Origin of the sequence: Mucilaginibacter frigoritolerans (genome assembly GCF_007830615.1) — a bacterium.
In the GTDB taxonomy this organism is placed as follows: Bacteria; Bacteroidota; Bacteroidia; order Sphingobacteriales; family Sphingobacteriaceae; genus Mucilaginibacter; species Mucilaginibacter frigoritolerans.
Map to the genome: position 1 here is coordinate 32,510 of NZ_VLLI01000021.1, position 16,848 is coordinate 49,357.

The following is a 16,848-nucleotide window of genomic DNA, read 5'->3' on the forward strand; positions in this document are numbered from 1 at the left end:
TACAAAACGTTTTCCCCAACGTCTTTGCGAGGAATGAAGCAATCTTTAAACAATGCAGATAAAGGAGAAAAAGGTTATCGTTAAGTAAAAAGCATCGCGTTTAATTGATTGTCCAGCGTAAAGATCGCTTCGTTCCTCGCGATGACGAATGGAGATGGTGAGTAGATTAGCTTACCCCAATATCTGTTGATACAACCCCAAATAATCGGCTACCATTTTATCGCTGGAGAACTGCGAAGATGCCCACTCGTGGCAGTCAATCCGCTTTATTTCGCTGATTTGGGTTACGGCTTCTACTGCTTCATTAATATTATTTACTAAAAAGCCGGTTTTTTGATGCTTTATTAGTTCGGGCATAGAGCCGCGGTTAAAGGCAATTACGGGTGTGCCGCAAAGCATGGCTTCGGCAACGCTCATACCAAAAGGTTCGTTAAAGTTTATTGGGTGCAGCAGCGCGTAAGCATTCCCCAAAAGCTCCTTTCGTTTACACGATTCGGCATTGCCCAGATATTGTATCTGATCGTTAAGCTGTGGTTTAATTTGGGTATTAAAGTAATCAGCATCCTGTATCAGCCCGGCTATCAGCAATTGACGGTTGCTTTTTTTGGCTATTTCAATGGCCCCGGCAGTGCCTTTATCATGATGGATGCGCCCAAAATAAAGCAGGTAATCGCCCGGCGAATTATTGAACTCAAAATGGGCAGTATTTAACCCGTTATAAACCGTGGCCAGGTATTTTAACTGATCGCTGCGATCACTGTTGCTGATGGAAACGTAGTGCCCGCCAGCATTATATTTTTTATAAACCGGGATTATTTTAGGTGATGAAAACCCATGTATAGTAGTAATAACCGGCGTTTTTATCAAGCCCGAATAGGTAAGTGGCAAAAAATCAAAATTATTGTGGATGATGTCAAAATCATCTGCTCTTTCCATCAGGTTGCTGATGTGCAGACACTCCAAAACTTTGGCATCCTGGGTACGGTCTTCCTCATATCCTTTGTCGCAGATAGAAAAAAGCTTGCCTGCGGTTACAGAATCGCCGGTGGCAAACAGGCTAACATCAACGCCCAGCTTCACTAATCCTTCGGCAATGTTTGATGCCACCTGTTCCCAGGGGCCATAATGCCGGGGTGGGGTGCGCCAGGCTACTGGCGCTAATATGGCAACTTTCATTTAGCAGGAGGTTTCCAAAAACTGGCCTATTTTGTTGTATTCGTACTCCAGTTCAAACGCTTTTAAAACGGTTAAGTGGGATATTAAATAAGCCAACGTGCTTTCGGCGCCCTGGTTACGGTTTATGCCCGTTGGTAGCAAGCCATCGCAGCATCCCTTTGTTTCGTGATCATAAAGCGGTGCTCGTAAGGTATTTTCGCCCAAAAACCATTTGTAGCTCAAAAACATTTTTTCGATATACTGCGGCTTACGGAATATTTTGTATGCCTGGAAATGCATCAGCACCATAGCCATAGTTTCAATAGCCTGCTGATCAAACGTTGGGAAAGTGCCGCCACGATAATACCAGCCATCATTACCCACCGGACTCAAATACCCGTTTGAAAGGGTTAGTTTATCCAGAAAAGCCATAGTTTTTAAGGCAACCTGTTTTACTTCATCATTCCCGGTAATTTCGCACGAATGCAGCAGGGCCAGGGGAAGTATGGCATTATCATAGGTCATTTTTTCCTCAAACCATTGCCAGTCATCCGATTCATTGGCTTTATAAGCATCAATTAATGGCTGGGTAAGTCTTATCATTTCGTTAACCATGCCCTCATCTCCCGGCACCGCCTGCAGGTATAGGCTAATACCTATTATGGTATTGGCCATTCCCCTTAAATGTTTCAGTGCTTTAAAGTGCGGGAACGATTTGTGGAAAATCTCCAAAGCAAATTCACGATACGAATTACTTGCGGCACAGTTTATAAGGTAACCAAGCGCCCATATGGTGCGCCCAAAAGAGTCTTCAGAACCCACTTCATCCAGGTATTGCCTGTTAAAGCTTAAAAAGTTGCGGAAATTGCCATTGTCTGTCTGCATGTAGTGAATGTAGCTCAGATAAACCGGCAGCAAACCAAACGCTTCCTGACTTTTGTTGCGCTGATGAGCCATCAGTGCCATAATCAGTGCCCGGGCGTTATCATCCAAACAATAGCCTTCTTTTAAATTGGGGATGCCATACTTGGCATGCTGAACAATACCGGTATCATCCGTTAAGCGCAAAACATGGGTAAGATTAAATTTGGGCATTATTTCGGGATCAACAATGCTGTTTTTTAATATTTTGTCGCTAAAGTCGTGAGTAGCACAAGCTTCGCGGGCCACTTTAATAAACTCGCTGCCAATTACGGGCCAGCGCAGGTGCAGGCCATACTCATAAGCATTTTCTTTCAGCTCACTTAATAAACATTCCTGATCCAGCAGTTCGTTTACATTATCGGCAAGCGCATCGGCATTTTTAAAGTCGAATAACCTACCGCGGTTATTGGCCAGTAATTCGGTAGCATGCCAGTAGGGGGTTGATACTACCGCGGCACCGGCACCTACTGCGTATGATAAAGTACCGCTGGTAATTTGTGCCTCATTTAAATAGGGCGTAACGTATATTTCGGCCGCTGCCAGGTAATCAACCAGTTCCTCTTCCGAAACAAATTTGTTTATAAAGCTGAGGTGTTTGGATACATTAAGCTGTGCAGCAAGCGTTTTAAGGTGATCGCGATATTCCTCGCCCGAGCTTTTGATAACCCCGGGGTGTGTGTTTCCTAAAACCACGTACATTACGTCGGGGTGTTTGGCCACAATCTTTGGCAATGCTTTTACTACGGTTTCCAATCCTTTATTTCGGCTTATCAACCCAAAGGTTAACAATACCCTGCGGTTTTTAAATGGGATAAGATTTTTAACCGGGTTATTTTCGCTGGCCTCAACATCGGGCACGCCATGTTCTATAATCTGTATTTTTTCAACCGGTACATCATAAATGGTGGTCAGAAACTTTACTGCCCTGTTGCTCATCACAATGATTTTAGACGATTGCTCGGCTATTTCGCGGATGATGATGCGCTGTACATAGCTGGGATCTTTTAATATAGTATGTAAAATAGATATCAACGGTTTCTCCAGGCGGTTAATGAGCGGTAAAATATAAATACCGCTTTCGCCGCCGTAAATGCCAAACTCATGCTCCATTATGCAAACATCCGCATCGCTGGTATTGATATAGTTGGCTGCACGGATATAATCTTTCTGGTGATTTTGTCGTACCACATATTTAACCTCCTCGGGGTACTCATATTCCTGTAAGCTTTCAGAATCATTTAAAGCCACCACAAAGCCACCTTTCAATAATGAACCCCTTTCCGGAAAGTTTGCGTTTATGGCTTGCATTAAATTGTGGTTAAATGTTGCAATGCCGCATTCGCGGGGAGGATAGGTTGATATATATGCTATTTTCATAAATTTACAGAAGATGTTTATTATTAACGTCCATAACACTTAATTGTTTAACCTACTGACTTAAAAAAAGGGCATTTCTGACTATTTGAACGCTATTTTTTATTAAGTCAGCAGGTTTTATGGTTCTACCTATCATTGTTCATAAACTATACCAATTTAATTAGAAGTAAAATTGCAGTGGTAATATTGTTGCTACAGATAAAGTAATGCTTGTTGCTTTTGCCTTACCTGGTATACACAATGCCTAACCTGTCCCTCTGCTTGGCGAGCCATAAAGAGGGTGAAATTTTTATAAGATATTTTTAAAGATGGCATTATTGCCAAGGATATAGATGCTTGCAACATTGAGATATCAGGTCAACACTGCGCTGGAATTGTTCTTTCTGCAACAAGCCGCAAAACGAACAGGGTAAAGAATTTTTATTGGATTTTTTTAAAGATAGTCATTATTTGGCAAGGAATGGTGATGCCGGGAGGTTTAACTCACGGCGTTAACACTTACCCTACAAACACCCATTCAAAAAATCAGCATAAAAACATGCCGGTTTTTATTTTTTTTACTATATTAGTTGTGGCACTATTAATTTTCTCATCACTCACTAATAGTCAATAAATTAATTACTTAACGCTACCTAATACCCTATTCGTGACTTTTAAAACACACCTTATTCGTGCCTTTCTGGTATGTTCCTTTATTTTATGCCTTGTGTTTAATGGTTTTTCGCAACAAATGCAGGGTTATAGCCTGTTATGGAAAATTACCGGTAACGGACTGGCAAAACCCAGCTACCTTTTCGGCACCATGCATGTTAAAGACAGGCGCGTATTTAATTTTAGTGATTCGGTAATGCTCAGTTTGCAAAGCTGTCGCCGTTTTGCGTTGGAGGTTCATCCGGATACCTTGCTCAGCGTAATGTTTGCAGCCATGCAAAATACCGATACCCTGCGCAATCTGGATAAACTGCTCAGCAAACAACAGTATGATGCAATGGCTAAAAAGTTCCAGAAAAAGAACGGCTATCCGATGGGGAAAATTGACCCGATGGTGCTTGAATCATTAATGGAACCGGATGATAACAAGCCCGATGATGCGGTGTCTTTTATTGATGCCTATCTGTACGGTATTGCCCGCACGCTTAATAAAAATATTTATGGCCTGGAGAATGCCGAATCGCAATATGATGAATATTACGGATCAAAAACTGCTGTAAAAGAGCGCCTGCTCGATTTGCTGGATGATAATAACGAAGCATCGGTAGCGGAGGGTAAGGATGAGATGGTTAAGATATACAGCAGCGGCAATCTGGATAAAATTTATAAATACATCCAGCAAACCAGCATGATTGATTCATCAATCATTGCCCGTAATAAGGTAATGGCAGCCAGCATGATCAAATACATGGATAACGAGGGTTTGTTTACAGCGGTAGGCGTGGCCCACTTACCCGGTCCGGACGGTGTAATAGCACTTTTAAAAAAGGCTGGATATACTGTAACCTGTGTAAAAGCCAGCTTTACCGGTGTAGCAGCTAAGTACCATATTGATTATATGAAGATGGACTGGCCCCTTTACCGTAATGAGGACGAGGGCTATGCCATTAATTTCCCTGGAAACCCGGTAAGGAACCAGCTTTACGGCATGAACAATGTGTTGTATCCTGATTTGGCAAACAATATTTACTACGGGGTTTATGCCATAAAAAAAGGCACTCCCGATCAGCCGCTTACTACCAAAGAGGCGGTGAGCAGCGTACTGGTTAATATGGCAAAAACAAATACCATCATCAGCAAAAAAGAACTGGAGGCCAATAACTATCCTTGTACCGAAGTACTGGTTAAAAACAAAACCGGTTATGTACGCACAAGGTTAATTTTTGCCAATAATTTACTGTACTCGGTTTATGCCAGTTCAAAGGTAAATCACCTTAATCAGTCTTTTGTTGATCGTTACTTTAACTCATTTACCAGTTTTGCATTACCCGAAAAACCGCTTACTCCCTGGATATCCTTTACCAGCGATACAGGTGCATTTACGGTAAACCTTCCAAGCCAACCCCAGCTAATGGTTAAGGAAATACCTTCAACTATACAAGAACGCCCCGTATCATTTAAAATGAAGATGTACGTATCTTCTGATACGGTGAACTCCAGGCAATACTTACTGCGGTATAACGATTTTCCACCCGGCACCTTTTTGGGGGGGAAGGATGTTTTATTCAACAGCATTGAAAAAGAGTTTGACGGCAAGGCGAAAATTGTAGGCCAGCCGGTTAAAATATATCAGAATGGGGTTGAAGGGAGAGAAGTAAAACTGATAATTACAGGTGGCTACAATGCTGTTGCCAGGTTATTTGTTAAAGGAAACAGAATTTATTTACTAATGAGGGCGATATTACAGCCTGACTTAAAGGATGACCAGAAAGATGCATTTTTCGATTCGTTTAAAATTAACGACCCGGTAGTGCCCCAATGGTACACCTATCAGCCCGATAGCGCTAATTTTAAGATACAGCTGGTATACAAGCCCGAAGTTGTAAAAGATTCTTTGGCCGATTACAAAGGATTTATCAATCATTCATCAACCGCTTACGCTACCGATCCTTGTTCGGGGGCGGCTTATGTTTTAGAATATGGTAAGCTGAGTCCCTATTTCAGAATTGAGAATACCGATTCGCTCTATACCAAATTAATCAGGCAGGATGTGGATTACCAGGATACCCTTTTAAAAACCGATACGATTATATGTAATGGTATAATCGGTCGCGAGGTGATTTCGCAAAATAAAACTACAAAAGTTAAAAAACGCATGCGCTTACTGGTTAATGATGATGATGTTTTTTGCCTGTTGGGCCATATGGACGAAACACAGTTTTATGATACAACAAGCAATTACTTTTTCAATTCGCTCCATATTATCCACGCTGATACTAAAAAAATAAATTTGCGGGTATCCAAAGCTGCTTTAATTTGCAGGGACCTGGCATCAACCGATACAACAGTAAGAAAAGGGGCAGTTGGGGCGCTTAACTATTATAAATTTAAGGCTGATGAACTGCCCTATGTTTATAGCGCGCTACAAAAAAATTACCCGGATGATACCACAGAAGATGGCACCCGCGTAACGCTGCTTGATGTTTTGAAAAAAGTTAATAATGATACAACGATTACCTTTTTAACCAAGCTGTACCCTAAAGCTGCAGGGCTGGATGAAATAAAATCCAACATCCTTACCAACATTACGCAGATAGACAGGAAAACCGGTTTTGATATTTATTTAAAGCTGCTTACTAGCAATCCGCCGTTAAAGGTGAAATACGCTTACCGGCTTTTCAGGCCGATGAACGATTCTGCTGCGTTTGCTGCCGAACATTTTGACCAATTACTGCCTTTCATCAAAAATGATAACTATCGGAGTTCCATTTTAACGGTGGCCGGAAATATAAAAGACCTTAAAAATGCTGCTTATGATAAAATGCTGGCAGATCGTTATTTATCCATCATGGCCTATGCACAGGCTGATATAGATAATTATATTAAGCTGAAAGACAGTACCGATAACAGATGGAGCGGCTGCGTGTATGGTTATATGAACCTGATGAGCAAAATTAAAAATACTGCCATTAATGATAAACTCACTAAAAGATATATCAGCAAAGATCCAAAGGGCCTTTACCTGGTTGATGCGGTGGTGGCACGAATCAGCAATAATTTACCTGTTAATCCATTATTAACTAACAAGCTGCTGGATAGTCTTGACTCCCGTTATGATGTTATGAAGGCTTATAACAGCCAGAAACAGCTGGCTAAAGTACCGCAACAGTACCGTACCCAGGTTGCTTTTGCCAAACTCTGCCTTTATAAAAGTATTTCTGTAGATGATGAGGGCGTTCCTTCAAAATTCACCTTGCTGGGTACTGTTACTAAAAATGGCTCGCTTTATTATGCGTTTAAATTTTTGATGCCTGATGAAAACAATGACAAAGGACCATCTTACCTGATTGGTATTAGCGGCCCTTACAAGCCAGGATCTATCAAATTGAATTTCGAAAAGTATTGCGCAGTTACCCAATACGAAAAGGTAACCACCAACTGGCGCACTCAGGCATTGAGTTTGATTGATTCGCTGTTAGCGCAAGACGGAGATTAAACATAGTTTCCATCAATAAAAAAGAGGCTTTATCATAAAGCCTCTTTTTTGTTTTAACTACTTGAGCTACGTGAACCACGTGGCACACCTGCTTATTATAACTTATCCATTTCGCTTTTTACAAATTCGGCCAGCTCTTTTACATAAGCTGCGCTGAAATCAAATTTTATACCGGCGGTTTCGTAAATTTCTTTAATGGTTTTGGTATAACCCAGTTTTAGGGCATCAAGATATTGCTGCAAGCCTTTTTCGGGGTTCTCTTTGTAGTTTTTCCATACAGCAATTGCACCTAATTGGGCCATGCCATATTCAATGTAATAAAACGGTACCTCAAAAATGTGCAATTGCTTTTGCCACAGGTTAGCTTCTGCTTCAGGGTGCTCGCTCCAGTCGGCAAAACCTTCGCCAAATGGCTCATAAATTTCTATCCATGCCCGGGTACGGTCGGCATCGGTATGGTCTGGGTTGGTATAAATCCAGTGTTGAAACTGATCAACCACGGCAACCCATGGCAGGGTTTTCAGCACATCAACCAATTGATCGCGTTTGGCGCGTTTTAAGTCTTCGGCATTATCAAAGTAAACATCCCAGTTATCCATTGATATCAGCTCCATACTCATAGAAGCCAGTTCGGCAACTTCGCTTGGGCAGTGTTTAAAATCGTTCAGCTCCAAATCGGCTGTTAAAAAGGTATGCACGGCATGGCCGCCCTCGTGAACCATGGTAGTTAAATCGCGGAAGGTATTGGCCGAGTTCATGAAAATGAAAGGCGCACCGGTTTCAGACAGCGGATAGTTATAACCACCCGGAGCTTTTCCCTTACGGCTCTCCACATCAAACAGGTTATTCTCTTTCATAATCTCCAGTCGCTCGCCCAAATAGCTGTTGATATTAGTGAAGCATTGGATAGATTTGTCAATCAGTTCAGCACCGCTGTTAAACGGTTTTAGCGCAGGCTTGCCCGAAATATCGACATCCATATCCCATGGCTTTAAAGCATCCAGTTGCAATGCTTCGCGGCGTTTTTCGGCCTGCTGGCGCAAAATAGGAACTACCTCTTTTTGTATGGCTTCGTGAAAAGCATAACAATCCTGTGGCGTATAGTCAAACCTGCCCAGTGCCTGGAACATGTAATCGCGGAAGTTCTCAAAACCGGCATTCAGGGCCACTTTATGGCGCAGGCTGCGCAGGTGATCAAATAATTCGTTTAACTGCTCCTTATCCTGCAGGCGGCGTGCAGTTATCTTTTCCCAAACTTCCTGCCTTTTGCTGCGGTCGGTATCTTTTAAAAATACGGATGCCTGCTCCAGGGTAAACTCCTTTTCGCCTATGTGTACAGACATGGAGCCGGTGATAGATTGATATTTTTGCTGTTCAACCTGAATCTCTGTTTGGATGGGGATATTCTCCTCGCGGAAAAGCTCCAGCGATTTTTTTACACCGCGCAGGTAAATGAAATATTTTTTATGGTCAAGTTTGTCAACCCACTCGCTGGCAACCAGCTTTTTGTTCAGCTCATTGCTGAAAGGGGCAATTTTAGGCTCAATTTCGGTAGCAAAATATTGAAAGTTTTGCAGCAGCTCTTCGCTGGTAGTATCGCAGGTCATGCGGATATAGCGCCAGGCAAAATCTTCCTCAACGGCAGCTTCCAGTTCGCTGCGGTCGTGCAGCCATTTTTCCAGTTCTTCAACCGAGTTAATAGGGCGGTCGCACAGTTCTTTAAAAAATGGCTCCAATGTTTCCCATTTAATTTCGATACTGGCGGGGATATATGTTCTTGTTTTTTTATAGATCATGATATGCTAATTGTATGGATACAAATATGCGTATAAGTCCTCATGTGCGGAAGCGGCGGAAGTCTGAATTTGTCATTTTGGTGACGCGCCGCAATAAACGTTTTCCCTATTTCGTACCAGGTTTAGATATTGTAGTCGAGTCTGCTATAAATTTTAATTCACTCATTGCAATTGGTTTGGTAGTTCGTAATTGTTGCAATGCCAAATAAGTATGATGCCAGTCAATTTTATCTGATTTATGCAGATTTGACTTCGTAGTTGTGTCTGGAGAGCTGTAATAACTCATCAAATTGTCCTTCAGTGGCGGCGTTAAATAAGCAAATTTATTAGTCTGCAACTTGATCACCAAATCACTATAAGTTTTATCAGCTAAGCCGTATTCACCCGGTTCGGTGGCCTTACCTGTATCAAAATCAATATCGGCCAACTCTACTCGCCCACCCTGTTGTAATTCATGCAGCATTACGTCATAATGTGCCGTTGTTGTATCAAATCCCTTGATAAATAATTTTTCACCCTCTGGTCCCGGGGCCTTAAACCTGAAAGACTTTAAGGGCCCTATTTTAGGTGCTATCTCTATTAATGCGGCAAAGAGCCATTCATCGAATTTGGGTTTTTCTCTTTTCATCCCGTATTCTTTATAATATGCTTTCCGGCTGAATTTAAACCGGAAGTCTTTACGGGTGGCTTTCGGGTTAAGCTTACGGATATCATTTTTCTTTATGATCCAGGCCGTGCGCGTAAGGGCCGGCAGAAGGGTTTTTACCGACCAGCGAAACGAAGCGATAGTTAGTGAGAGATCAGAAAATACTGTGTTTATATCTTCCCCATAGGTAATTAAAAAAGCCCTTTCCAATACCGGACGGGCTACGCTGAAACCTATAAAATTATGGTAAGACTGGGGCAGATAGTTGCCCCTGGCTACCTGTAAAACATCGAACGCAAACTCCATTCTTTTATGGGAGGTATTATCCTCATCGTAAGTTACTACGTTACCAAATTTATTCCGGTCCTGGGTATAAATCAGGGGCACCGCTATATTGGTAGCAATCGAATGGCCGTACTTATCTGTTAAATAATGGGCCAGGGCCCCAATCGCAAATGCATACTCATCCAAATTTGATGCCTGATTAATAAGATTTTCGACAAAATCTCCACTGCGCACATAATGCAACAAGTTGGTGAAATAGGGATTCCCAAAAGGGAAATAACCCATATCGGCAATAAGCGACCCGCCATAGGCATATGCGCGGGCAGAATCCAGATCCTTATCAGTAGCTGTTGGATACTTTTGTTTAAGCAAAGGCAGAATTGAGTGCTGCCAGGACGCATCGATAATCGCCTCGTGCGCAAAAACAGAATACGCTCTTGAATAATTGGGCACGACTAATAAAACAATCAGCAACATGAGCACTAAAGCAAAGTGCGATAAATTTTTCATTTAAAGTTTAACAGGTCTATCGATAATCAACTGTATTGAGGATCAAATTGTTTGCCTGCAAGCCAGATATTTTTCAGCAAAATAAAGAATTATTATCCTACTTACTTCGCATACAATGTTTCCGACATCAGCTTAATCCCTTCTTCATAGCTGGTGGGTTTAAAATTAAACGCCTTTTCAAATTTTGATGAGTCGAAGATGTAATCGTGGTTGTATTGGTAGTACATTTCAACTGTGCCCATTACGTTTTTGTTAAATAAGCCATAGGCCCACAGTAAAAACTTATTTATGGCAAAATATGCCGGTTTAACGCCGTAAATGCGGGCGGCTATGTCTATAAACTGTTTGCCGGGGATGGCTGGTGCGGTGGGCATATGCCATATCTGGTTGTCACTATCAGGGTTTTGGCCCAGCAGGTACATGGCTTTGCCCATATCAGGGATATAACTAAAGTTGTGCAGCTTTTTAGCGTTGCCAAGCCATTGTACGGTTTTCTTTTTGGCATAGGCGTCAAGTACCATCATATCAAAAAAGCTATTCAGGTTTTCGGTACCATAAAAATCGGCAGCGCGGGCTATGCTGGCGCGGATGGTACCGGCTTTCACTTCGGCCATTAACTGATCGGCAATGGCGGCACGCACCTTTCCTTTTTCGCTAATTGGGTTGTATGGGGTATCTTCAGTCATGTGGCCGTTTACCAGGCCATACATATAAACGTTATCGAAAAATATGAGCCTTGCTCCGGTGGCTTTGGCCAGGTTAATTACATTGTTCATAATTACCGGCCATTGCTGCTGCCATATGTTTTTATCATAAACCAGGCCCGCAGTTAAATAAATTACTGTTGAACCTTTTACAGCTTCCAGCAATTCGTTGTAGTTTAATAAATCGGCTTTTTTCCAGCTGATGTTTTCGCCGGTAATGGCAACAGGTTTACGGCTAACCAGGCGGATGATTTCGTTATTGTTTGCTAATTCGCGGGTAAGTGCATTGGCTACTGCGCCGCCGGCTCCTAATATAGTGTGCATATCTTTTTGTTTTTGATTTACTCAAAGGTATGGTAGACTTGAAAATCAAAACGTTAACAAAAGATAAGAAAATCAGACAGGATAATTATCCTAATCCCTTCTTTATCAAAAACTAATAAAACTCTAATGCCATAAATGCCTGTTTACACAATAGGGCAAGTACCTTTAAAAAAAACTTAAACCTTGAAAAAAACGATACTATTATTAGTTATACTGATTATACTTTTAGTGGGATTTGCATCTGCCCAAAATAAAATTGATAAATACTGCCAGGTAGTGGTTTTCGCAAAAGCACGTATTTCTATTGGAGACATTAAGCAACTATTTGCGCTAAAAGATACCTCCGAATATGAAAAGCTTAAATTGGTGAATAGATTAAAAAACACTATTGATGTTTTAAATTACATGAGCAAATTAGGATGGACCGTTGTAAATATTCATGCTAACGGGGTGGCTAATTCTGTAGAGGTGCTGTATTTTAAAAAGCAATATGATACAACTGAGCTTCAGGAAGATTGATCTCGGATAAAGTAATTTAATTGCCAATTACCGGGCTACTTCCAGTATCCTCCGCCTTATCCGCGAAAGCGAAACCGGGGTAATACCCAAAAAGTTGGCTATATAATGCTGCGGCATGCGCTGCAATACTTCTTTACCGTTCTCTAAAAGCTCTATATAACGTTCTTCGGGTGTTTTGTTAATGAATGATGACATTCTATCTTCATAACAAATAAGGTAATGTTCGGCTACCAGGCGGCCAAAGCGTTCCATTTTGTAGGCCAGCATGGGGTTGTTGAGCATCAACTGCATGTTTTTATGGCTGATGATGATCAGCAGTGTATCTTCCAGCGCCTGGATGTAGTTAACGGCTGGCTCTTGTGTTAAATAGCTTTTGTATGAGCTTGTATACTCGTTTTCGAAACTAAAATATCCTGTAATTTCTTCCCCATCCTTCACCACGTAATACCTTACCGATCCGGATACAATAAAACCGATGTCACTGCAAACCTTGCCATACTCGGCAAAATGCTTTTTCTTTTTAAGCGATTGAAAACTAAGATGCTGGATGAAAATAATCCACTCAGCTTCGTTAAAAGTAACATACTTTTCCAGCTGTTGCCTGAAAATTTCTAAAGCTTTTGAGGTATCCATAGTTTTGAATTACTATACTGCTTATACACAAATGTGCAGATAATTTATGTGAATCTTTTAGCCTCCAAATAAAATTTGCCGGAGTGCTTTGCAAACAAGTTACCCCCTTTCTAAATCCCAGCCAATACCATTAAGTGAGGAATTAAATTTTTCCGACCCTCTTTTTTGCTTGCAAAAGAGAGAGGGTGGTCGAGCGAAGCAATGACCGGGTGAGTCTACTCTGCGAGCATCATTAACGTAAATGCATTGGCGGTGTCGACTCATCCCGACGACGCTACGCTGGTCGACCTTCTCTTCGCCTTCGGCGGAAAGAAGGTAATCACGGCAAAGTAGCTTTCTACCTGATAAAAATTCTATCCAGCAAAAACAAAACGGCAAACACTACACTGGCAATGCCATTGGTGGTCATAAAGGCAAAGTTTACACGACTCAGGTCATTTGGTTTTACCAGCAGGTGCTGATAAATAAGCATGGCGCAGAAAAACGCTATCCCCACAAAATAAAGAATACCTACATGGGTAAAGAATACCGGCATCACCACAAAGGCAGCCGATAGTACGTGTAAAAAGGTTGACAATCTTAACGCGTTTACCTTACCCAGCCATGCAGGTATGGAATGCAGGTTTTCGCTGCGGTCAAAGTCCTCATCCTGCAGGGCATAAATAATATCGAATCCACTTACCCAGCACAATACCGCGAAAGAGAAAAACAAGGGTGTTAAAGCAAAATGCCCGGTTACTACCAGGTAAGCCCCGATGGGTGCCAATGAAAGGCCCAAACCCAATACCAAATGGCAAAGAGCCGTAAACCTTTTAGTAGCGCTATAACCCAATACCACCAGCAAAGCCACCGGCGAAAGATAAAAACACAGCGGATTAATGAACCAGGTGGTGCCAATAAACAACAGGCCGTTAGTAATAGTAAATGTTAATGCCGCCGCCGGACTAATCCTGCCGGCAGGTATGTCGCGCTGTTTGGTGCGGGGATTTTTGATGTCGATGTCCCTGTCCAGGTAACGGTTAAAGGCCATTGCCGAGTTACGGGCAAATACCATGCATAGCACCATCATTACCAGTTTTAACCATTCAAAATGGTAATTGGTTGTAGTTACCGCCAAAAAGAAACCAATGAAGGCAAAAGGCATGGCAAATATGGTATGCGCAAACGTAACTAAGGACAAGTATTTTTTCATATTACTTAAAGATCAACTAAGGTGCTAAGGATAAATTTCCCACCCTCTTTATCGCCTGCCATAGAGAGGGTCGACCAGCGTAGCGTAGTCGGGGTGAGTTGACTCTGCGCAATGCATTGGCATTTATTGCCGCTTGCACATTTACTCACCCGGTCATTGCTTCGCTCGACCACCCTCTCTGCGGCAAGCCGCAAAGAGGGTAAAAGAATTGTTTAAATCCTTAACTGAAAATATTACTCCGGGTACATCCCGGAATTTTCGATTCAAAATTAATAATTTTTATTACCATTTAGCTCTTTCATACTGAACGGGCCATTTGGTTTCCTGTCCTAATACATGTGCAGCTCTTAATGGGAAGTGTGGATCGCGTAAAAACTCGCGGGCCATTATAATTAAATCGGCTTCGCCTTCCTGTATAATTTCGTCGGCTTGCTTGGGTTCGGTTATCATGCCCACAGCTCCTGTTAGTATGCCGCTTTCCTTTTTTACCTTTTCGGCAAACTCCACCTGATAACCCGGTTTCACCGGAATTTTAGCCGTAGCCACGTTTCCGCCGGTAGAGCAGTCAATCAAGTCAACACCTTTGTTGATCAATACTTTTGCTAGTGCTACAGAGTCGTCTGCGGTCCAGCCGCCTTCGGTCCAGTCGGTGGCAGAGATGCGCACAAACAGTGGATTTTCTTTCGGCCAAACTTCCTGCACGCTTTCAATTACCTCCAGTAAAAAGCGGATACGGTTTTCAAACGGGCCGCCATACTCATCTGTACGATGATTGCTTAGTGGCGATAAAAACTCATGAATTAAATAGCCGTGTGCGCCATGCAATTCAATTACATCAAAACCGGCAGCCAGGGCACGTTTGGCGGCAGCTTTAAAATCAGCCTTTATTTTTTCAATTCCGGCTTTGTCTAATGCGGTTGGGGCAATTTCGGCATCGATAAACGCCAGTGCACTTGGTGCAACACTCTGCCAGCCATTAGGCTGACCGGCCGGGATTTGTTTACCGCCATTCCATGGAAGATCATGACTAGCCTTACGACCGGCGTGCGCCAGTTGCGTACCAATATACGCGCCATGCTGATGCACAAAATCGGTTATCCTTTTCAGGTTTTCAATATGTTCATCTTTATAAATCCCCAAATCGCCATAACTGATGCGGCCCTCTGTTGATACTGCCGTAGCCTCGGTAATAATTAACGCGGCCCCACCAACAGCACGGCTACCCAGGTGTACCAGGTGCCAATCATTAGCGAAACCGTCAACACTGCTATACTCGCACATAGGTGATACTACCATGCGGTTTTTTAATTCGATATTTTTAATTTTTATAGGAGAGAAGAGATTTGGCATAGTTGCATTTTTTTATGTGTAAAGATGAGAAGTATTGGGATAAGGTATTGTCATAAGAAGATTATTTTTTTGAGAGTTATATAGCCCGCCCGCTCACCCGTGGTCGCCTGAACGGGTGTACAGCATCCGCTATGACATTAGCAATTAAAGTGCCCCAATTTGTATAACCTAATGAATTAAAATGAACATTGTCGCTATAAGGGATTATGCCTGGTGCCAAACCTTTTACGCTAAGTTCAACATCAAACGTATCTAAATTAAATTTCGTAGCTACCGAATCAGCAACTGATCGATAAGAACTAATCTTCTGATCGCCATTTTCAAGGTATGGCGACAAGCAGAGTATTACCCAGGCACCTTGATTTATTCTTCTTTGAACCAGTTGCGTAAGCTGACTTTTATAAGTTGCCGTATCTACCGTTCCGGATGCATAACCGGCAAAATTATAGGCATCATTGCTACCATATTCAATAATGCATATATCTGTTTGCGTACTGTCTTTCCATCTAACCAAGCCTTCTGTTGTACGGTCACCCGGATAACCCCTTAAGGACAAAGTTATAAACGAGGCACTTAGGGTCTTTAGCATGATGGCCGGATATTGGTCTATTGCACGTGTAGGGCCGTTAGGAAGGCTTGAAGGGACAGTATCAGTACCATTAATATCCTGCCCGTAAGTAAGGCTGGTACCCTCACAGGCAATTTTTATATTTTTACTGGATTTGATTTTTTGAATTACGATATTTTTGTTGTTTTCTTCTGAGGGAGGAAGAGGAGGTGCTGGTGGTGGTGATGAAATATTAGCAAAGTTAACTTTGCGGCAAGAAGGAAAAACGGAACAAACAAAACAAATGAATACCAAGTAAATTAACAAGCTTTTAGGCATTCGGCAAATATATAAATGCGAAATTATCTTTCTGCAAAGGATAAAAATTTAAACTCATAATATGTTCCCCCGCCTGTTCAAGCGTCCACGTGGCTGTTGCACAACGAAGCGTTTAGGAATTACAATTCCAGTCTGACGATTTATGTTAACCTTAGATTCATTAAAGTGAGAAAACAAATCGTGGCGATAACAGACTTAATAACGCATCCCAAAAGCATTTTCCGCCGTATTTTATTAGTTTCTTGAGATTATATGCGATCCCAGCCATTATCATACATTTATTGGCCAGTTTTATCCCAATGGTGTTGACTTTCCGCATGCCCAGGTATTCAATAAGGTTTCCAATGATGGGTTCCACGGTGCTTTTTCTTATAATCATCATCTGTTTGCCATATGCTTC

At 42.0% G+C, this 16,848-nt stretch carries 12 protein-coding genes; 2 read left to right on the plus strand and 10 right to left on the minus strand.

The window, feature by feature from the left end:
• Positions 1-171: 171 nt before the first annotated feature.
• Positions 172-1,176, minus strand: a complete 1,005-nt coding sequence (locus JN11_RS23655) for a glycosyltransferase family 4 protein (RefSeq protein WP_144916712.1) — start codon at positions 1,174-1,176, stop codon at positions 172-174.
• Positions 1,177-3,456 carry a glycosyltransferase family 4 protein gene (locus JN11_RS23660; RefSeq protein WP_144916713.1) on the minus strand — a complete coding sequence of 760 codons (2,280 nt, stop codon included), beginning with the start codon at positions 3,454-3,456 and terminating at the stop codon, positions 1,177-1,179. It abuts the gene before it with no gap.
• Positions 3,457-4,102: 646 nt separating this feature from the next.
• On the opposite strand from JN11_RS23660, the gene JN11_RS23665 reads away from it, so the two are divergent.
• A complete protein-coding gene (locus JN11_RS23665) occupies positions 4,103-7,603 on the plus strand; it encodes a TraB/GumN family protein (RefSeq protein WP_144916715.1) in 3,501 nt (1,166 codons plus the stop codon).
• Between the two features lie 95 nt (positions 7,604-7,698).
• Here JN11_RS23665 and JN11_RS23670 read toward each other — a convergent pair whose 3' ends face one another.
• From JN11_RS23670 to JN11_RS23680, 3 genes are all read right to left on the minus strand, one after another.
• A complete protein-coding gene (locus tag JN11_RS23670) occupies positions 7,699-9,399 on the minus strand; it encodes a M3 family oligoendopeptidase (RefSeq protein WP_144916717.1) in 1,701 nt (566 codons plus the stop codon).
• A 106-nt stretch (positions 9,400-9,505) separates the two neighbouring features.
• Positions 9,506-10,840, minus strand: a complete 1,335-nt coding sequence (locus tag JN11_RS23675; RefSeq protein WP_144916719.1) for a zinc dependent phospholipase C family protein — start codon at positions 10,838-10,840, stop codon at positions 9,506-9,508.
• A 101-nt stretch (positions 10,841-10,941) separates the two neighbouring features.
• On the minus strand, positions 10,942-11,868 hold the full coding sequence (locus JN11_RS23680) for an NAD-dependent epimerase/dehydratase family protein (RefSeq protein ID WP_144916720.1): 927 nt from the start codon (positions 11,866-11,868) through the stop codon (positions 10,942-10,944).
• Between the two features lie 183 nt (positions 11,869-12,051).
• On the opposite strand from JN11_RS23680, the gene JN11_RS23685 reads away from it, so the two are divergent.
• Positions 12,052-12,387, plus strand: a complete 336-nt coding sequence (locus tag JN11_RS23685; protein ID WP_144916722.1) for a hypothetical protein — start codon at positions 12,052-12,054, stop codon at positions 12,385-12,387.
• Between the two features lie 27 nt (positions 12,388-12,414).
• Here JN11_RS23685 and JN11_RS23690 read toward each other — a convergent pair whose 3' ends face one another.
• From JN11_RS23690 to JN11_RS23710, 5 genes are all read right to left on the minus strand, one after another.
• Positions 12,415-13,020, minus strand: coding sequence for a Crp/Fnr family transcriptional regulator (locus JN11_RS23690; RefSeq protein WP_144916723.1), 606 nt, complete (start codon positions 13,018-13,020; stop codon positions 12,415-12,417).
• Positions 13,021-13,357: 337 nt separating this feature from the next.
• Positions 13,358-14,212, minus strand: a complete 855-nt coding sequence (locus JN11_RS23695; protein ID WP_144916725.1) for a UbiA-like polyprenyltransferase — start codon at positions 14,210-14,212, stop codon at positions 13,358-13,360.
• 282 nt (positions 14,213-14,494) lie between these two features.
• Positions 14,495-15,562 (minus strand): NADPH dehydrogenase NamA, encoded by a 1,068-nt coding sequence (namA, locus tag JN11_RS23700; protein WP_144916726.1) that lies wholly within the window; start codon positions 15,560-15,562, stop codon positions 14,495-14,497.
• 76 nt (positions 15,563-15,638) lie between these two features.
• Positions 15,639-16,448, minus strand: coding sequence for an SGNH/GDSL hydrolase family protein (locus JN11_RS23705; protein WP_144916728.1), 810 nt, complete (start codon positions 16,446-16,448; stop codon positions 15,639-15,641).
• Between the two features lie 160 nt (positions 16,449-16,608).
• Positions 16,609-16,848: transposase (locus tag JN11_RS23710; protein ID WP_211360898.1), on the minus strand; the 240-nt coding region annotated here is incomplete at its 5' end.

Bases quoted from the DNA above. Each gene is read 5' to 3' on its own strand.
- JN11_RS23695 (WP_144916725.1), bottom strand. From the start codon at position 14,212: ATGAAAAAATACTTGTCCTTAGTTACGTTTGCGCATACCATATTTGCC.
- JN11_RS23675 (WP_144916719.1), bottom strand. From the start codon at position 10,840: ATGAAAAATTTATCGCACTTTGCTTTAGTGCTCATGTTGCTGATTGTT.
- JN11_RS23690 (WP_144916723.1), bottom strand. From the start codon at position 13,020: ATGGATACCTCAAAAGCTTTAGAAATTTTCAGGCAACAGCTGGAAAAG.
- JN11_RS23660 (WP_144916713.1), bottom strand. From the start codon at position 3,456: ATGAAAATAGCATATATATCAACCTATCCTCCCCGCGAATGCGGCATT.
- JN11_RS23670 (WP_144916717.1), bottom strand. From the start codon at position 9,399: ATGATCTATAAAAAAACAAGAACATATATCCCCGCCAGTATCGAAATT.
- JN11_RS23680 (WP_144916720.1), bottom strand. From the start codon at position 11,868: ATGCACACTATATTAGGAGCCGGCGGCGCAGTAGCCAATGCACTTACC.
- JN11_RS23705 (WP_144916728.1), bottom strand. From the start codon at position 16,448: ATGCCTAAAAGCTTGTTAATTTACTTGGTATTCATTTGTTTTGTTTGT.
- JN11_RS23655 (WP_144916712.1), bottom strand. From the start codon at position 1,176: ATGAAAGTTGCCATATTAGCGCCAGTAGCCTGGCGCACCCCACCCCGG.
- namA (WP_144916726.1), bottom strand. From the start codon at position 15,562: ATGCCAAATCTCTTCTCTCCTATAAAAATTAAAAATATCGAATTAAAA.